Source organism: Actinomadura rugatobispora (assembly GCF_042656285.1).
GTDB lineage: Bacteria > Actinomycetota > Actinomycetes > Streptosporangiales > Streptosporangiaceae > Spirillospora > Spirillospora rugatobispora.
The window spans coordinates 59,301-74,911 of the sequence record NZ_JBHSON010000036.1 but is presented as its reverse complement, the minus strand read 5'-3'; the positions used below and the strand labels follow the sequence as shown (position 1 = coordinate 74,911).

13 protein-coding genes and 1 riboswitch are annotated in these 15,611 nt (G+C 72.3%); of the genes, 9 read left to right on the top strand and 4 right to left on the bottom strand.

The window, feature by feature from the left end:
* Positions 1-108: 108 nt before the first annotated feature.
* Positions 109-576, bottom strand: coding sequence for an SSI family serine proteinase inhibitor (locus tag ACFPZN_RS24875; RefSeq protein ID WP_378284550.1), 468 nt, complete (start codon positions 574-576; stop codon positions 109-111).
* Between the two features lie 49 nt (positions 577-625).
* On the opposite strand from ACFPZN_RS24875, the gene ACFPZN_RS24870 reads away from it, so the two are divergent.
* From ACFPZN_RS24870 to ACFPZN_RS24855, 4 genes are all read left to right on the top strand, one after another.
* Entirely contained in the window at positions 626-958 is a 333-nt protein-coding gene (locus ACFPZN_RS24870) for a rhodanese-like domain-containing protein (RefSeq protein ID WP_378284578.1), read from the top strand.
* A 91-nt stretch (positions 959-1,049) separates the two neighbouring features.
* Positions 1,050-1,164, top strand: a riboswitch (TPP riboswitch).
* Entirely contained in the window at positions 1,157-2,539 is a 1,383-nt protein-coding gene (locus ACFPZN_RS24865) for a purine-cytosine permease family protein (protein WP_378284549.1), read from the top strand. Its footprint overlaps the riboswitch before it by 8 nt.
* 136 nt (positions 2,540-2,675) lie before the next feature.
* Entirely contained in the window at positions 2,676-4,592 is a 1,917-nt protein-coding gene (locus ACFPZN_RS24860) for a PAS domain-containing sensor histidine kinase (RefSeq protein ID WP_378284548.1), read from the top strand.
* Positions 4,593-4,918: 326 nt separating this feature from the next.
* Complete coding sequence (locus ACFPZN_RS24855; RefSeq protein ID WP_378284547.1) at positions 4,919-5,452, top strand: ATP-binding protein; 534 nt, start codon at positions 4,919-4,921, stop codon at positions 5,450-5,452.
* A 263-nt stretch (positions 5,453-5,715) separates the two neighbouring features.
* On the opposite strand, the gene ACFPZN_RS24850 is transcribed toward ACFPZN_RS24855, so the two are convergent.
* Entirely contained in the window at positions 5,716-6,930 is a 1,215-nt protein-coding gene (locus ACFPZN_RS24850; protein WP_378284546.1) for an arginine deiminase, read from the bottom strand.
* 68 nt (positions 6,931-6,998) lie between these two features.
* On the opposite strand from ACFPZN_RS24850, the gene ACFPZN_RS24845 reads away from it, so the two are divergent.
* On the top strand, positions 6,999-8,765 hold the full coding sequence (locus tag ACFPZN_RS24845; protein WP_378284545.1) for an MFS transporter: 1,767 nt from the start codon (positions 6,999-7,001) through the stop codon (positions 8,763-8,765).
* A 108-nt stretch (positions 8,766-8,873) separates the two neighbouring features.
* Positions 8,874-9,920, top strand: a complete 1,047-nt coding sequence (gene surE / locus ACFPZN_RS24840; RefSeq protein ID WP_378284543.1) for a 5'/3'-nucleotidase SurE — start codon at positions 8,874-8,876, stop codon at positions 9,918-9,920.
* Positions 9,921-9,950: 30 nt separating this feature from the next.
* Here the strand turns inward: surE and ACFPZN_RS24835 are convergent, their stop codons facing one another.
* A complete protein-coding gene (locus ACFPZN_RS24835) occupies positions 9,951-10,565 on the bottom strand; it encodes a DUF7691 family protein (protein ID WP_378284542.1) in 615 nt (204 codons plus the stop codon).
* 97 nt (positions 10,566-10,662) lie between these two features.
* On the opposite strand from ACFPZN_RS24835, the gene ACFPZN_RS24830 reads away from it, so the two are divergent.
* From ACFPZN_RS24830 to ACFPZN_RS24820, 3 genes are all read left to right on the top strand, one after another.
* The gene (locus tag ACFPZN_RS24830; RefSeq protein ID WP_378284541.1) at positions 10,663-11,370 is read left to right on the top strand and encodes a CPBP family intramembrane glutamic endopeptidase; all 708 of its coding nucleotides are present in this window, start codon (positions 10,663-10,665) and stop codon (positions 11,368-11,370) included.
* A 273-nt stretch (positions 11,371-11,643) separates the two neighbouring features.
* Positions 11,644-12,828: an elongation factor Tu gene (gene tuf, locus ACFPZN_RS24825; RefSeq protein WP_378284540.1), complete on the top strand. Its 1,185-nt coding sequence runs from the start codon at positions 11,644-11,646 to the stop codon at positions 12,826-12,828.
* A 173-nt stretch (positions 12,829-13,001) separates the two neighbouring features.
* Complete coding sequence (locus tag ACFPZN_RS24820) at positions 13,002-13,913, top strand: endonuclease/exonuclease/phosphatase family protein (protein WP_378284539.1); 912 nt, start codon at positions 13,002-13,004, stop codon at positions 13,911-13,913.
* Positions 13,914-13,968: 55 nt separating this feature from the next.
* On the opposite strand, the gene ACFPZN_RS24815 is transcribed toward ACFPZN_RS24820, so the two are convergent.
* Complete coding sequence (locus ACFPZN_RS24815; protein WP_378284538.1) at positions 13,969-15,522, bottom strand: long-chain-fatty-acid--CoA ligase; 1,554 nt, start codon at positions 15,520-15,522, stop codon at positions 13,969-13,971.
* Positions 15,523-15,611 lie beyond the last annotated feature (89 nt).

The window sequence follows — 15,611 nt, the reverse complement described above, 5'->3', positions numbered from 1 at the left end:
CCGCCGGGCCCGGGTCGGCGGGCTCGGCGGCCGGGGAGTGCGGTTGGCGGGGTCGTCGTCGGCGGGGTGTGGTCGGCGGGGTCGTCGTTCTGTCGGGCGAACGGGCTGTCAGCGGACCTTCGGCACGTCGCCCAGGAGCGGGGCGACCTGCGTCCACCGGTGCAGCTCGCAGCCGTCGGCGCGGGTGAACTTCGCGTCGATCGGCTTGTCGTGCCAGGTGCCCTTGACCGTGGCGATCTCCGGACCACCGTAGATCTTGGTGCACATCTGGTCGGGGGCCGTGGGCTTGAAGGGGTCCTTGGCCTTGGCCAGCGCGGCGCACGCCTGCTGGGCCTTCGGATGGTCCCCGCCCGCCGGATCGCAGCTCAGCGTCCAGGTCGTGGCCGGGGCCTGGGCCGAGGCCTTCACCTGGACGGTCAGGGTGTTCTTCGCCTCCGGGGACCCGGAGGGCTGGACGGACGTCGTGGCCGAGGGCTGGTCAGCGGGGTTGCTCGTGGCCTGTTCTGAGCCGCAGGCCGCCAATGACAGGATCATGGCGAGCCCGGGCGTCGTGAAAAGGAGCGTCCGATACCGCATGCGTGATTCGACGCGGGCAGGGTCCGCAGGGTTCCATGGGGGTGTGATGATTTTCGGGGACGATGTCCCGGCGGTTGACGCGAAGGACGTTCCGCAGGACGCGTACCTGCTGGATGTGCGGGAGCAGGACGAGTGGGACGCCGGTCACGCGCCCCGCGCGGTGCACATTCCGATGGGGCGGCTGAGCGACCGCGCCGCCGAGGTGCCGCGCGACCAGGAGGTCTACGTGATCTGCCGGTCCGGTGTCCGGTCGGCCCAGGTGACCGTCGCGCTCAACCAGGCGGGCTGGCTGGCCAAGAACGTCGACGGCGGCATGAAGCGCTGGGTGGAGACCGGGCGCCCGATGGAGACCGACTCGGGGGCACCGCCGTACGTGGCCTGACCACCGGTCTCATGGGACGAGCGAGGCGGGCGTGACGAATGTGCCGGACCGGGGGTGGTTCGGCCGGTTTCGCCTAGCTACGATTGGCTCGACCGATATCCGCGGGAGCTCGGGCCGACCGGGCTGAGAGGGCGACCTGTAGGGCGTCGCCGACCGCATGAACCTGTCCGGGTAATGCCGGCGTAGGGAGCGTGTCCCATGACGTCCAAGGCCGAACCGCGCCCCAAGAACGGGCCGCGCCCGCATGCCGAGGTGCCCTTCACCCTGGAGGAGCCCGCCCCCAAGGCCCTCGGCTTCTGGGACCAGGGCGCGTTCTGGGCCAACCTCGGCGTCAGCCTCTTCGCGTTCTCCGGCGCGTACACCGTGCTGGCCCCCGACGAGAACGGCCGGCCGACGCTGTCGATCGCGGCCGGGATCGTCGCGATGGTCGTGGGAACGGTCCTGGGCGGGCTGATGCTGGGCCTGGCCGCGGCGCCCGGCGCGCGCACCGGGCAGCCGGCGATGGTGCTGCTGCGCGGCCTTTTCGGCGCCCGGCTGTCGTACGTGCCGACCGTCCTCAACATCGCGCAGCTGATCGGCTGGGGCACGTTCGAGCTGATCGTGATCGCGGACGCGGCCCGGACGCTGTGGGACGGGATACCCCGGTGGGGGTACGTGATCGCGGCCGGGATCCTCACCACCGCGCTGACGATCTGGCCGCTGGGCTCGGTCCGGCTGCTGCGCCGCTACGTGACCGCCGCCGTGATGGTGGCGCTGGTCTACTTCTACGTCCAGCTGCTGCGCGAGCCGCTGCCCGACCTGACCGTGGGGTCGTGGGGCGGCTTCTGGATCGGGGCGGACGCGGCGCTGGCGGTGTCGATCTCCTGGGTGCCGGTGGCCGCCGACTACACCCGGCACGCCCGCAGCGCGCGCGGGGCGTTCGGCGCGGCCGCGGTCGGCTACTCCGCCACGCAGATCTTCGCCTACGTGCTGGGGCTGCTGGCGCTGGCCCTGGTCGCGGGGGACTCCTCCAAGGTGTTCGACCCGTTCCTGGGCGTGACGCTGGGCGTGCTGTTCTTCGCGGTGTTCGTGCTGCGGGAGGCCGACCAGTCGTTCGCGAACGTGTACTCCACGGCGGTGTCCATCCAGAACCTGATCCCGCGCGCCGACCGCCGCGTGCTGACGGTCGCGCTGGGCGCCGGGATCACCGGGCTGGCGCTGCTGCTGGACATCGGGGACTACGCGGCGTTCCTGTCCCTGATCGGGTCGGTGTTCGTGCCGATGCTGGGCGTGCTGGCCGCCGACTTCTTCCTCGGCCGGGGCCGGTGGCGGGCCGCCATCGGGACGGCGGACGCCGACCGGCTCGGCTGGGACACCTCGCGCAACGCCCCGTCCCGCTGGGGGATGATCGCGGCCTGGGCGATCGGCTTCGTGGCCTACCAGCTGATCTACCCGGGCGGGGTGAGCTGGTGGGCGGCCTTCTGGCAGGACGTGCAGGGCGCGCTGGGCTTCACGCCGCAGACCTGGATGAGCGCCTCGCTGTTCTCCTTCCTGCTGGCCGGGCTCGCCGCGATCCTGGTCGGCCGCCTGCGCCGCCGTTGACGGCCGGAGACCGCCGGTGACCGGCGTTTCGCCCGCTTTCCGTGCCCTGACGTGGTGTTCTTCCCTCAGGCCGGAAGGCGGGGTGGGAACTTTTCCAGGGCGGTTGCCCGGCGCGGCCCCGAGTCGCAGTGGCACGATGACAGACGTGCAGACCGTTCACGACCCGATCGCCCGCGCCGTCATCGAGTGCGCGGCCGACGCGATCGTGGCCGTCGACAACGGTTACCACGTCACCGTGTGGAACCCGGCGGCGGAGCGGATGTTCGGCTGGAGCGCCGCCGAGGTCATCGGCCGGCCGCCGCCGATCGTCCCGGACGAGCTCAAGGCCGAGCAGAACGCCGTCCAGGAGCGGCTGCTGACCCGGCGCACCGGCGAGGGCGGCGACGGCGGCCGCATCTCCATCGCCACCCGCCGGTTCCACCGCGACGGGCGGCTGATCGACGTGCGGATCGACACCAGCCTCCTGCAGGACGGCGACGGCGCCCCGCTCGGCTGGGTGGGCGTCTACCACCCGGTCGAGGAGGACGAGGTCGCCCAGCACCACACCGCCGAACGGGCCCGGCTCGTGCGCCGCCTCAACGACATCGTCGCCGACCTCAACGCCGAACTCGACCTGGGCGTGGTGCTCGACCGGATCACCGCCGCGCTGATCGAGCTGACCGGCGCCGACGCGGCCGGGTTCGTCCGGATCGAGGGCGAGCGGCTGCGGCTGGTCAACATGACCGGGCTGCCCGACCACATGCGCGGCGCCACCGCCGACCTGCGCTCCAGCCTGGTCGGCGAGCTGCTGCGGTCGGGCCGGGCGGTGCGGCTGGCCACCGGCCGGCAGCGGCTGGGCGATCTGATCTGGTCGGAGCTGCCCGGACTGCACACGGTGGCGCTGGGGCTGTCGTTCCTGCAGAACAGGCCGTACGGGGCGCTGTACGCGCTGTTCTCCGGCCGCAAGGTCGGACACCGCGAGCTGGAACTGCTGGAGCTGCTGGCCGGGCACGCCGGGGTGGCGGTCGGCAACGCGGTCGCCTACGAGGAGGTGGTCCGGCAGCGGGCGCACGAGCGGGCGGTGATCGACTCCAGCGCGGACGGGATCGCCGTCCTCGACCGCGACGGCCTGGTCCGGCAGTGGAACCCGGCCGCGCACGCGCTCACCGGGATCCCGCCGGAGCAGGCGCTCGGCAAGGAGCTGCCGTTCGAGATGCCCGCGGTCGGCGAGATGCTCACCATCCCGTTCGAGACGGGCGTCTGGCTGAACGTGCTGGTCGCGGAGATCGAGGAGACCGAGGAGCTGGTCGTCGACTTCCGCGACGTGACCGAGGCCAAGGCGCTGGAGGAGGCCAAGGACCTGTTCCTCGCCACCACCAGCCACGAGCTGCGCACCCCGGTCACGGTCGTGCAGGGGTTCGCGAGCACGCTCACCAACCGGTGGGACGAGATGGCCGACGCCGACCGCCGGTCCGCCGTCGCGACCATCGCCGAGCGCGCCCAGTCGCTGGGCCGCCTGGTGGAGCACCTGCTGCGCGGCGCCCGCGCGGGGGCGGACGAGCTGGCCGTGACGATCGAGTCGTTCGGGCTGGCCAGGGTGCTGGAGGGCGTGGTGGCGGGCTTCCGCTCGCTGTCGGACCTGCACCGGGTCGAGCTGGAGATCGCCGACGACCTGCCGCAGGCGCGCGGAGACGCCCTGGCCACCGACATCGTGCTGGGCCAGCTGCTGGAGAACGCCGTCAAGTACTCCCCGGACGGCGGCACGATCACGGTGCGGGCCTGGTGCGAGGACGACGACGTGGTGGTCACCGTGGTCGACGAGGGCATCGGCATCGCCCCCGGCGACCACGAGCGGATCTTCGAGCGCTTCGTGCAGGGCGAGGCGGGCGACCGGCGCCGCTTCGGCGGCATCGGGCTCGGTCTCTACATTGTGAAACGCCTCACAGAGGCGCAGGGCGGGCAGATTTCGGCGCACCCGGCCGCCGGGCACGCGGGCACGCGGATGTGCTTGCGGCTGAAGGCGGCCACCGCGCCGGCCGGTGAGGGCGCGCATCCCGCCGGGGAGCCGGGGTGAACCCGCGTCGCCGCACGCCAGGGCCTTGTGGCGGTGTTACTGCCGTGACCGGCGGTGCGCTTTGGGAACGTTCCCGGCGACGGCAGTGTGACGGACGAAACGCGCGCGTGAGGAGTAATCCGCCGTTGGCTGGATAGATCCATAGATGTTTTCGAGCGGGGTTGTGCTTCCGATCGGCGCCGTATACGGGGGTGATGGGCCGTGACTGGACGGTCGGTCACTCGTTGTGCCAGGAAGCAGGGTGTTTCGCGAAGGTTTCCGGCTTCTGGCTTCCGGGCATTTCGGACGTACCAGAAAGCGCAGCCGGTTTCGCAGGGTCACGGGAGGTGAGGGCGTCGAGCGTCGTACTGCTGCCACACGCGCCGTCCAGCGTCGCGGTCGCCCGTAGGCGCCTCAGCTCCGACCTGACCGCCTCGGGCGTCTTCGAGACCGTGGTCGACGATGCCAGCGTCATCGTCAGCGAGCTGCTCAGCAACGCGCTCCGCCACGCCCGCCCGCTGCCCTCCGGCCAGATCCGCCTCACCTGGTTCCGCAACGGCGACCTCATCGAGCTGTCGGTCAGCGACGGCGGGGCGATGACCGAACCCAGACGCGGCCCCGGGACGCTGTCGTCCCTCGGCGGTCGGGGCCTCGGCATCGTCGAGGCCCTCTCCGAAGGCTGGGGCGTCCGGCACGAGGACGGCTCCACCACCGTCTGGGCGGTGCTGCGCGCCCCCGAGAACGCCGAAGAGACCGTCCACAGCCCCTCCGCGGTGTTCCCCGACTTCGGCTCCCTGGAGGACCTGACCGAGGAGCCGTCCGGCGGACTGCACAACGGCAGCGCCAGAGAGACCGCCCCCACCAGGGCCTTTCCAGGCTGACGGCCGGAGTAGGACCCCGGGTGTTCATCTGCCCGCCCGACCTTGTATGGTCCTCTTCAAGCTCGGGCGCTGTCGTGCCCCCGTCGACACCGCCCGAGCCTCCACACTCTCTTTCAAAGTCCCGGCCTACGGCGCTCGCCTGGCGGCTCGCCCCTGACCGGGCCTTGGCGAGCGCGGCATCGCTCCGCGATCTGGGCGGTAACACTCGCCTCCGGCATCGCCTCACCGCCCAGGTAACGCACTCGCGCGGTACCTGAGGCCCCCTAGCCTCCGGGGGGCGGATCACGCAGGATCGGGCACGACATGCAGCGCGGACCGCCCCGTCCCGTGCCCAGCTCGCTGCCGCTGATCCGGATCACCTCGACGCCAGCCGCCTCCAGCTGGGCGTTGGTCTCGATGTTGCGCTCATAGGCGACCGTGAGCCGCGGCCCGATCGCCAGGGTGTTGTTGCCGTCGTCCCACTGCTCCCGCTCCGCGGTGACCGGATCCAGCCCGGTGTCGATCACCTTCAGCCGGTCCAGGCCCATCGCCTCCGCCGCCGCCTCCAGGAACGGGCGCGGCGGCCCCACCAGCAGATCGCCGTTGCCGGAGGTGACCGCGTACGCGGTCAGGGAGTCCGCCACCGGCGGATACATCACCACCGTGTCCACGTCGACCATCGTGCAGACCGTGTCCAGGTGCATCGTCGCCCGCTCCTGCGCGATCGGCACCGCCAGCACCGTGTGCGCCAGCCCCGCCTCCAGAACCTGCCGGGCCAGCCGCTCCACCCCCGCCGGGGTCGTCCGCTCCCCCGTCCCGACCGCGAGCACGCCCGGAGACAGCAGCAGAATGTCGCCGCCCTCCACATGCTCCAGCGACGGCCCGTACACCGGCTCCACCCCCGCGAACCGCGGATGGTGCGCGTACACCAGCCCGACCAGCGACGCCTCCATCCGCCGGGCGGGCATCGCCAGGCTCGTCACCGCCACCCGGTCGCCGATCCACGCGCTGTTGTCACGGGTGAACAGCAGCCCCGGCAGCGGATCGATGATGAAGTCGAGCCGGTCCATCAGGCGGTACACCAGGCCGTGCCCGCTCTTCAGCTCCTCGTGCGCCAGCCCCGCGATCAGCACGTGGGCCAGCTCCTCCGGATCGAGATCGCGCAGGTGGTCCGCCACGACCCGGCGCAGCTGATCGCCCCACCGCAGGTCGGCCACCACCCCCGAGATCGCGGCGTCCCGCGCCTCCTCGTACTCCAGGGCGTCCTGGAGCAGCTCGGTGACGTACAGGACCTCCACCCCGCGATCGCGCAGCGCCTGCGCGAACGCGTCGTGCTCCTCCTGCGCCCGCCCCACCCACGGGATCGCGTCGAACAGCAGCTTGTCGCTGTTGCGCGGGGTCAGCCGCTTGAGCTCCGCGCCCGGACGATGCAGCAGCACCGTCCGCAGGCGCCCCACCTCACTGGTCACCCGATGCTCGTACGCTCTCGTGTGCGTCACACTGCGAGTCTAGGTGCCCGCTGATCAGCACCGATCGGCCAGACGTCCGGCTGTGTCACCATTTGGTGGTGCCCGGACGGATCGGTGCCCTCGCGCCCCATCTCACCGCGGCCACGCTGCTCCGGGTGTCGGCGGAGGGCGCCGCGACCGCGCTCGTCCTGACCGTCCAGGCCCGCACGGGCCGGGCGGCCGACGCGGGGTTCCTGCAGACCGCGCTGACGCTGCCGTACATCCTGAGCGGGCCGGTGATCGGGCACCTGCTGGACCGCACGTCCCGTCCCCGCACGCTGGCCATGGCGCTCGCGACCGGCTACGCGGCCGCGACGGCGGTGCTCTTCCTGACGGCCGGACGCTCCCCGCTGGTCCTGGCCCTGATGATCGCGGCCGTCGTCGGCTGCACGGAGCCCATCGTGGTGGCGCTCACCAGCCTGCTGCCCCGCTTCGTCGCGGCCGAGCGGCTCTCCCGCGCGTACGGCCTGGAGGCGTCGAGCTACAGCGTCGCCGCCATAGCCGGCCCCGGCCTCGCCGCGGCACTGGCCACCCTCGCCGGCGGCTCCAACGCGGGCCTGGCCACCGTGACCGCCGCCGCCCTGGGCACCCTGGCCCTCCTCTTCCTCCCCCACCGCCACACCCCGTCCACCGACGACACGGGCGCCCGCCAAACAGCCCCCCGGGCCGCTGCCCGCGGCGGCGCGGTGAGCGGGGACACCCCGGCGGACGACCAGGGCGCGGCCACCGACGACACGGGCTACCAGGCCACGGCCCGCTGGGGCGAGGCGGCCAGTGGGCCTGGGGACGGACGACGCAAGGGAAGCCTGGACAGCGGTATTCGAGGGCCTGACGCCCGCAACGCGGACCCAGAAGGCGACGCGGACACGCAAGGCGGCGCGGCCCAGGAAGCAGGCGCGGCCCAGGAAGGCAGCGCGGCCCAGGAAGGCGGCGCGGCCCAGGAAGGCGGCGCGGACCCGGAAGGCTGCGCGGGGGGCGGCGACGCGGAGGACGACGACGCGGAGGACGGCGACGCGGAGGACGGCGACGCGGAGGACGATGACGCGGGGGGCGGCGACGCGGGGGACGGCGACGCGGAGGACGGCGACGCGGAGGACGGCGACGCGGAGGACGGCGACGCGGAGGACGGCGGCGCGGAGGACGGCGGCGCGGGGGGCGGTGGAACGCGCCTGGGGCGGCGGGAGCGCTTCGGGGGTGTGCGGGCGATCGGGGACGTGGTGATCGGCGGGTTGTTCGTGCTGGTCGCGAACCCGAGTCTGCGGTCGTTGACGGTCGCGACGACGTTCGCGTGGCTGGGGTTCGGCGGGGTGGCGGTCACCGCCGTCCTGTTCGCCGAGCACATCGGCGAGGAGGCCGGCGCGGGCGGCCAGTTCCTCGTGGCGTTCGCCGCGGGCTCGCTGATCGGCTCCCTCGCCTCGGCGCGATGGCTGAAGGCCGGTCAGGCGGACGCGGTGGTCCTGGGCGGGCTGGCGGCCTTCGGCGGCGCGCTGGCCTTGGTGACGCTGGCGCCGTCGCTCCCCTGGGCGCTGCTGTGCTTCCTCGTGGTCGGCATCGTCGAGGGACCCGTCTTCACCGCAACCCTGATGCTCCGCCAGCGCGAGTCGCCCCCTGAACGGCTCGGGCAGGTCAACACGACGGGCGGCAGCCTCAAGATCGGGGCGTCCGCCGTCGGCGCCGCCCTGACGGGCACGTTCGCCGACACGATCGGCCCGATCGGACTGCTCCTGGCCATCGCCGCCTGCCAGCTCCTCGGAGCCCTCCTCGGCCTGCTCCTCCTGCTCATCGGCCGCCCGTCCCGGGCCCGCGACCGGGTCACCAAGCGCTGACGGCACGGGTCCTGAACTGGTGACTCATTTTCGACGTCATTGTCAAGTCTTGTGTCTCCTACGGGCGCGGTCGAGAATCTGGGGGCCTCTTCGACATTGGAGGGACGGATGTTCCGCTTGATTGCCTTGGAGCGGCGCGGCAGGATCTCGCTCGCGACGGCGGTCGCGGTGGGGACGGCACTGGTACCGGCCGGAGCGAGCGCGGACAGGGTCCGTCCCGGGAACGGGCTGGAGGTCGTGGCGGGCAAGCGGATCCTGCTGGCCAACGACGACTCGGTCCAGGCGTCGGCGGCGGACGGGGCCGACGGCCGCGGCCTCTACATCCTGCGCAAGGCGCTGTGCGAGGCGAAGGCCGACGTGGTCGTGGTCGGGCCGTGGAAGCAGCAGAGCGGAGCGGGCCGGGGCATCTCCACGGCCCCGCAGGCCAGGGTCGCGCCGCCGATCGCGATCCCCGAGGGGTTCGCCGGGGACTGCTCGACCGCGCCGTCCCGCGGCCTGATCGTGGGCGCGTGCGCGAGTTCGGGCCCGTGCACGCCGCAGTCGGCGACGCTCACGCCCGCCGACGCGGTCGAACTGGCGCTCAACGCGTTCCTGCCGCGGCAGGCGGGCTGGGCCGGCGGGCCGGACCTCGTCCTGAGCGGGACCAACTCCGGAGCCAACTCCGACATCGCGGTGAACATGTCCGGCACGGTGGGGGCCGCGACGATGGCCGCCGAGCACGGCGTTCCGGCCGTGGCGGTCAGCGCGAGCGGCCAGGGCGAGATCGGGCGGCCCCCGTCCGACCGCACCTACGAGGCCGCCGCCGCCTTCGCGACGAAGGTCGCGGCCCGCCTGCTGTCCGACCGGAGGGCGGCCGAGCGCCTCGGCCGGGAGAAGGTGCTGCTCAACATCAACGTTCCCGACGTCCGCCCCGGCGCGTCGCCCTCGCCGCGGTGGACGCGGATGGGCCGGGACCCGCTCGGGCACGTCACCTATGTGCCCGACGGAGCGGGCGGGTACCGGCTCGGCTTTAGCACGGCGGACCCGGCCCCCAGGCTCGACCCCCGCAGCGACACCGCGGCCCTGCGGGCGGGGCACATCAGTATCGGCGCCATCTCGGTGAACAGGACCGCCGAACCCGGGTGGGTCCGCGACCTCGCCCTCACCGGCGGCTGACGAACGCCCCGCAGGACGCGAAACGGCGGCTCAGCTGTAGAAGCAGACGAGGTCGTAGTTGTCGGTCTCGTGTTCCCCGTCGGCTTTGCACTGTTTCAACCAGCCGTGCAGTTCCCTGATGGAGCCGATGACCATCTCCCTGATGGAGCCGGTGACCTTCTGGTCGCCGATGGCCGACAGGTCCGCGGCGTCCAACTGCTCGGCGAGGGACAGCGCCTCGTCCCGCTCCAGGTAGCCGATGCACGGGAAGTCGTCGATGGGCGGCATCGTCACCGGGGAGCCCGAGTAGATCAGGTCGTTCGGGTCGAAGCTCACTCCGACCTGGGCGAGCGCGTCCCGGACGGTGTCGAACCAGCTGAAGCCGACGGGGTACCAGTGCCCATTGCCGAGCATGCCGCCGAAGGTGTCGCAGAACGCTCTGAGGGTGTTGCCGTACACAAGTCCCTCGGTGCCGGTGAGCGGCTGGTCGAAGAACATCTCCCGCATGGACTGCCGGGTCGGCCCGTACTCGTACTCCTCGTCCTCGTCGTCCTTGCAGAAGCGGTCCTGGATCCAGGCCAGGAAATCCTCGGGGTCTTGGGTGTAGGTGTGCGGCGATCGCAGCACGTTCACGTTCACCGAATACGGCGTGACGCCGTAACCCATGCATGCCTCCGTGTCTCGTGATCTCGGCGGCCACGCTAACGGGCGCCGGGGACGTTCCGGCGATCCGTCACGGGCGGTGGCTAGGGTCGGAACGGTCATGTCCCTGAGCCCGCACGCCGCCCTGGCGGCGGCCGTCGCCGTGCTGGTGGCGGCGAACGTCCTCAACAACAGGCTGGCGCCGTCGGCGTACGTGCTGACCTCGGTGGTCACGACCGGTGTGCTGCTGGCGCTGTTCGCGTCGGCGGGCGTGGGCTGGTCGCAGGCGGGTCTGGGACGGGACGCGGCGCGCCGCGGGCTGGTCTGGGACCTGGTGCTCGTCGCCGCGGTGGCCGCGTGCTACCTCGTCCTGGCGCTGCTTCCGGCGACGCGGGAGCTGTTCCTGGACCGGCGGGTCGGGGACGCCGGGCAGGGACGGCTGGTCTTCGAGGTCTTCGTCCGGATCCCGCTCGGCACGGTGCTGCTGGAGGAGGTGGCCTTCCGCGGCGTGCTGTACGGCCTGGTCAGGGCGGAGCACGGGGTGGTCTGGGCGACCGCGGTGTCGTCGGTGCTCTTCGGCCTCTGGCACGTGCTGCCCTCGTCCGGGATCAGCACCGTCAACCCGCACTTCGAGCGGATCTTCGGCACGGGCGCGGCCGGAGCCGCGGTGGCCGTGGCGGTGACGGTGGTCGCCATGACGCTGGCCGGGGCGCTGCTGTGCGAGGTGCAGCGCCGCAGCGGCAGCCTGATCGCGCCCGCCGCGCTGCACTGGGCGGTCAACGGGCTCGGGTTCGCCACCGCGTACGCGGTCATCGGCGGCCGCGGATAAATCAATCGACTTCCGGCGGAACGGTTCGTACGCTCAGGGCATGTTCTTCGCAGCCGGCACCCGCACGCTCGCAGAGTCCGCTCTGCTGAGCGCGGTGCCGGCTGCCTTCCTCCTGGCAGCAGAGGCAGCAGACGCAGCCGTCGACGGCCTGCGACGCTGACCCCTCTCCGTCCCACCCTCCGGAGAACCAGCGGAGGGGGGTTGGTCCAGACGCCCGCGGAATACCCGCGGGGGGTTCTCACGTTCCGCCGGAACCCAGTGAGGACAAGGATCATGGCGAAGCAGCTTTACGAACGCGGCAAGCCGCATCTCAACATCGGCACGATGGGCCACGTCGACCACGGCAAGACCACCCTGACCGCGGCGATCACCAAGGTGCTCGCCGCCCGGGGGCTGGCCTCCGCCGTGCCGTTCGAGGGCATCGACCGGACCCGCGAGGAGCGCGACCGCGGCATCACCATCAACATCGCGCACGTCCACTACGAGACCGCGACCCGGCACTACGCCCACGTCGACATGCCGGGTCACGCCGACTACGTGAAGAACATGATCACGGGCGCGGCGCAGGTCGACGGGGCGGTGCTGGTGGTGTCCGCGCAGGACGGCGCGATGCCGCAGACCCGCGAGCACATCGTGCTGGCGCAGCAGGTCGGCGTCGGGCACATCGTGGTGGCGCTCAACAAGGCCGACGCGGTCGAGGACACCGAGCTCCTCGACCTGGTCGAGCTGGAGGTCCGCGAGCTGCTCTCCGAGTACGGGTTCCCGGGCGAGGAGATCCCCGTCGTCCGGGTGTCCGGGCTCAAGGCGCTGGAGGGCGACCCGTACTGGACGGCCCGCATCGGCGACCTGCTCGACGCGATCGACGCCTACGTGCCCGTCCCGCCGCGCATCCTGGACAAGCCGTTCCAGATGCCGGTGGAGAACGTGCTCACCATCACCGGCCGCGGCACCGTCGTGACCGGCGTGGTGGCGCAGGGCTCGGTACGGGTCGGCGACGCCGTCGAGGTCGTCGGGCTCGGGGACACCTTCGGCTCGGTCACGACCGGGCTGGAGACCTTCGGGCAGACGATGGACCACGCCGAGGCCGGGGACAACACCGCGATGCTGCTGCGCGGCGTCAAGCGGGACCAGATCCGGCGCGGCCAGGTGGTCGCCGCCCCGGGCACGATCCGGCCGCACCTGCGGTTCCGGGCCCGGGTCCGGGTGCTGACCGCGGAGGAGGGCGGCCGGAGCAGGCCGTTCTTCCACGGCTACCGGCCGCAGTTCCACTTCCGGACGACGGACGTGTCCGGCGCGGTGGACCTCGGCGGTGAGGGCTCGATGGCGATGCCCGGCGACGCGGTCGAGATGACCGTCGAGCTGGGCAAGCCGGTCGCGATGGCCGAGGGCCTGGGCTTCGCCATACGCGAGGGCGGCCGCACGGTCGGCGCCGGCACCGTCACCGCCCTGCTCGACTAGAGCGGCGCCGCCCCGATCGGGCGTCGTACCGGGGAGGACCCGGCGGAGGAATCCGCCGGGTCCTTCGCCGTTCCGGGCGCCTACTTCCGCGTTTCACCGGCACGAATGGATCTTGATGTGGTGGGATTCCCCTATACCCCGCTGTTTCACCCCGTGACCCCGCATGGAGAACTGTGCGAACCCCGCGCGCCTTGATCCCCCTGCTCGCCGTCGCCGGAGCCGCCGCGGTCGTGGTCACCGCCGGCGCCGGCGCCGCGATCGAGAACGTGTCCGGCACCACCGGACCGGCCCTCGCCGACGCCGCCGAGGCGCTTCCACCGGCCACGGTGAACGCCCTGACCTGGAACGTCTGCGGCGACACCGGCTGCCCCATGGGCAGCAGGCCCGGCGAGCTGGCCACCGAGATCGCCCGGCAGCTGGCCGGCAGCGAGGTCGGCGGGCGCACCGTCAGCATGAACGCGGTCTTCCTCCAGGAGGTCTGCTCCGGCCACGTCGACACCCTCAAGCGCGAGCAGCGGCTGCGCTCGTGGAGCTGGGCGTTCGCCCCGTCCCGGACGACCGGCGGCGCCGAGCGGGCGTGCGCGAACGGCCAGGGCACGCTGGGGGTGGCGGTCGGCACCGAGGCGCCGATGTCGGACGTCCGGGAGATGCGGCTGCCCTCGCCCGACCGGTACGGCCGGTCCGCGGCCTGCGGCACCGTCGGCGCGTGGAACGCCCGGCTGTGCGGCGTCCAGCTCAGCTCGTCGCAGTGGGACGACGACCCGCGCGGCCAGTGGCGCGGCAAGCAGATCGGCGCGCTCGGCGAACTCGCCGCGGAGAACCGCGTGATCATCGGCGGCGACTTCACCGAACGCCCCGAGTCCCCCGCGCTCGACCCGCTCTACCGCGCCTTCGCCGAGTGCGACCAGGGGCCGAACGAGTCCCGTACCGGCGCGATGACCCAGCAGGACTGGCGCGGCACCCCCGTCGCCAAGACCGACTACCTCTTCATCAGCAAGACGGCCGGCGCCTCCTGCGGCGTCTCCGGCACGCCGACCCGGGCCTCCGACCACCGCCCGCTGGCCGCCGCCGTCAGCTTCCGCTGACCGTGCCCCCGGCCACCGGCGCTCCGGTGGCCGGTGGCCGGGGGCACGGAGCGCGTCAGTGGACGGCGCGGTCCTGGCCCTCCCAGTACGGGGCGCGCAGCTCACGCTTGAGGATCTTGCCGGTCGGGTTGCGCGGGATCGCGTCCCGGCGCTCGACCGACGACGGGCACTTGAAGTGCGCCAGCCGCTCCCGGCAGTAGTCGATCAGCTCCTGCTCCGGGACGTCCGCGTCCAGCACCACGATGCCCTTGGGCCGCTCGCCCCACTTCTCGTCCGGCACGCCGATCACCGCGCAGTCGGTGACGTGCGGATGGCCCATCAGGACGTTCTCCACCTCCGCCGGGTAGATGTTCTCCCCACCCGAGATGATCATGTCCTTGACCCGGTCGTGGATGAAGAGGTAGCCGTCCTCGTCCAGGTAGCCCGCGTCGCCGGTGCGGAAGAAGCCGTCCGGCAGCAGCGCCGCCTCGGTCGCCTCCGCCATCCCCCAGTAGCCCTTCATGTTCTGCGGCGTCCGGCACAGGATCTCCCCGACCTGCCCGGTGGGGACCTCCTCCAGCGTGGCCGGGTCGACGATCTTCAGCTCGCAGGACGGGTTCGGGATGCCCGCGCTGCGGATGCGGTGCGCGTGCGGGCCGTCCGGGTCGTGGTCCGCCGACGGCAGCGAGGTGATCGCCCCGGTGGTCTCCGTCAGCCCGTACACCTGCATGAAGTCGGTGCCGGGCAGCATGCCCATCGCGCCGCGCAGCACCTCGTCGCTGATCGGGGACGCCCCGTACAGCAGCAGCTGGAGGCTGGACATGTCCACCTCCGCCACCTCCGGCATCAGCTGCCAGAACTGCAGCAGCACCGGGACGAGGAAGACGTGCGTGACGCGGCGCCCCTCGATGTCCCGGGCGATCGCCATCGGATCGGGCTCACGCGCGATCACGCCGGTGATCCCGTCGAAGATCACGCAGACGGTGAGCGCGTTGCCCGCCACGTGGTACATCGGCATCGCCACCATCAGCACGGTGGAGTCGTCGATGTTCCAGATGTCGTTGCTCAGCGGCAGCACCGAGTTGAAGTTGTCGTGGGTGAGCATCACGCCCTTGGGCAGCCCGGTGGTGCCCGAGGAGTACAGCTGGACGAACACGTCGGTGGTGTCGGTGGCGTCCACGGGGCCGCCGGGCTCCTGCGCCGCCAGCCAGGTCTCGTAGTCCTGGTGGCCGTCGCCGCCGCCGATCACGATGGTGTGGTCGGTGTGCTCCAGCTTGCCCGCGATGGCGTCCAGCACGGGGACGAACTCCGGCCCGACGATGAACACCTTCGCCTTGGCGTTGTTGACGATGTAGGCGACCTCGTCGGGCGCCAGCCGGTAGTTGATCGGAACCTGCACCGCACCGATCCGGGCGGCGCCGAAGAGCTGCTCGGCGTACTCGAGCGAGTTCTTGTCCAGGACCGCGACCCGGTCCCCATGGCCGACGCCGGGCGCGGCGAGAGCCGCGGCCGCCCGATCGACGCGCCGGTCGAAGTCACGGTAGGTGATCGAGGAGTCGCCCGCGTGGAACGCGATGCGATCCGGATGCCGCTGCGCGCGCTCGCGCAGTACCTCAGTCAGGCTCGGCACGAAAGCCCCTTTCGCCGGGTGGCCGCCCGTTGTGATCGAAATCATGCGGGTATCGGCGCACCGGGGGCAAGAGGCGCCCGGCCGAGCGT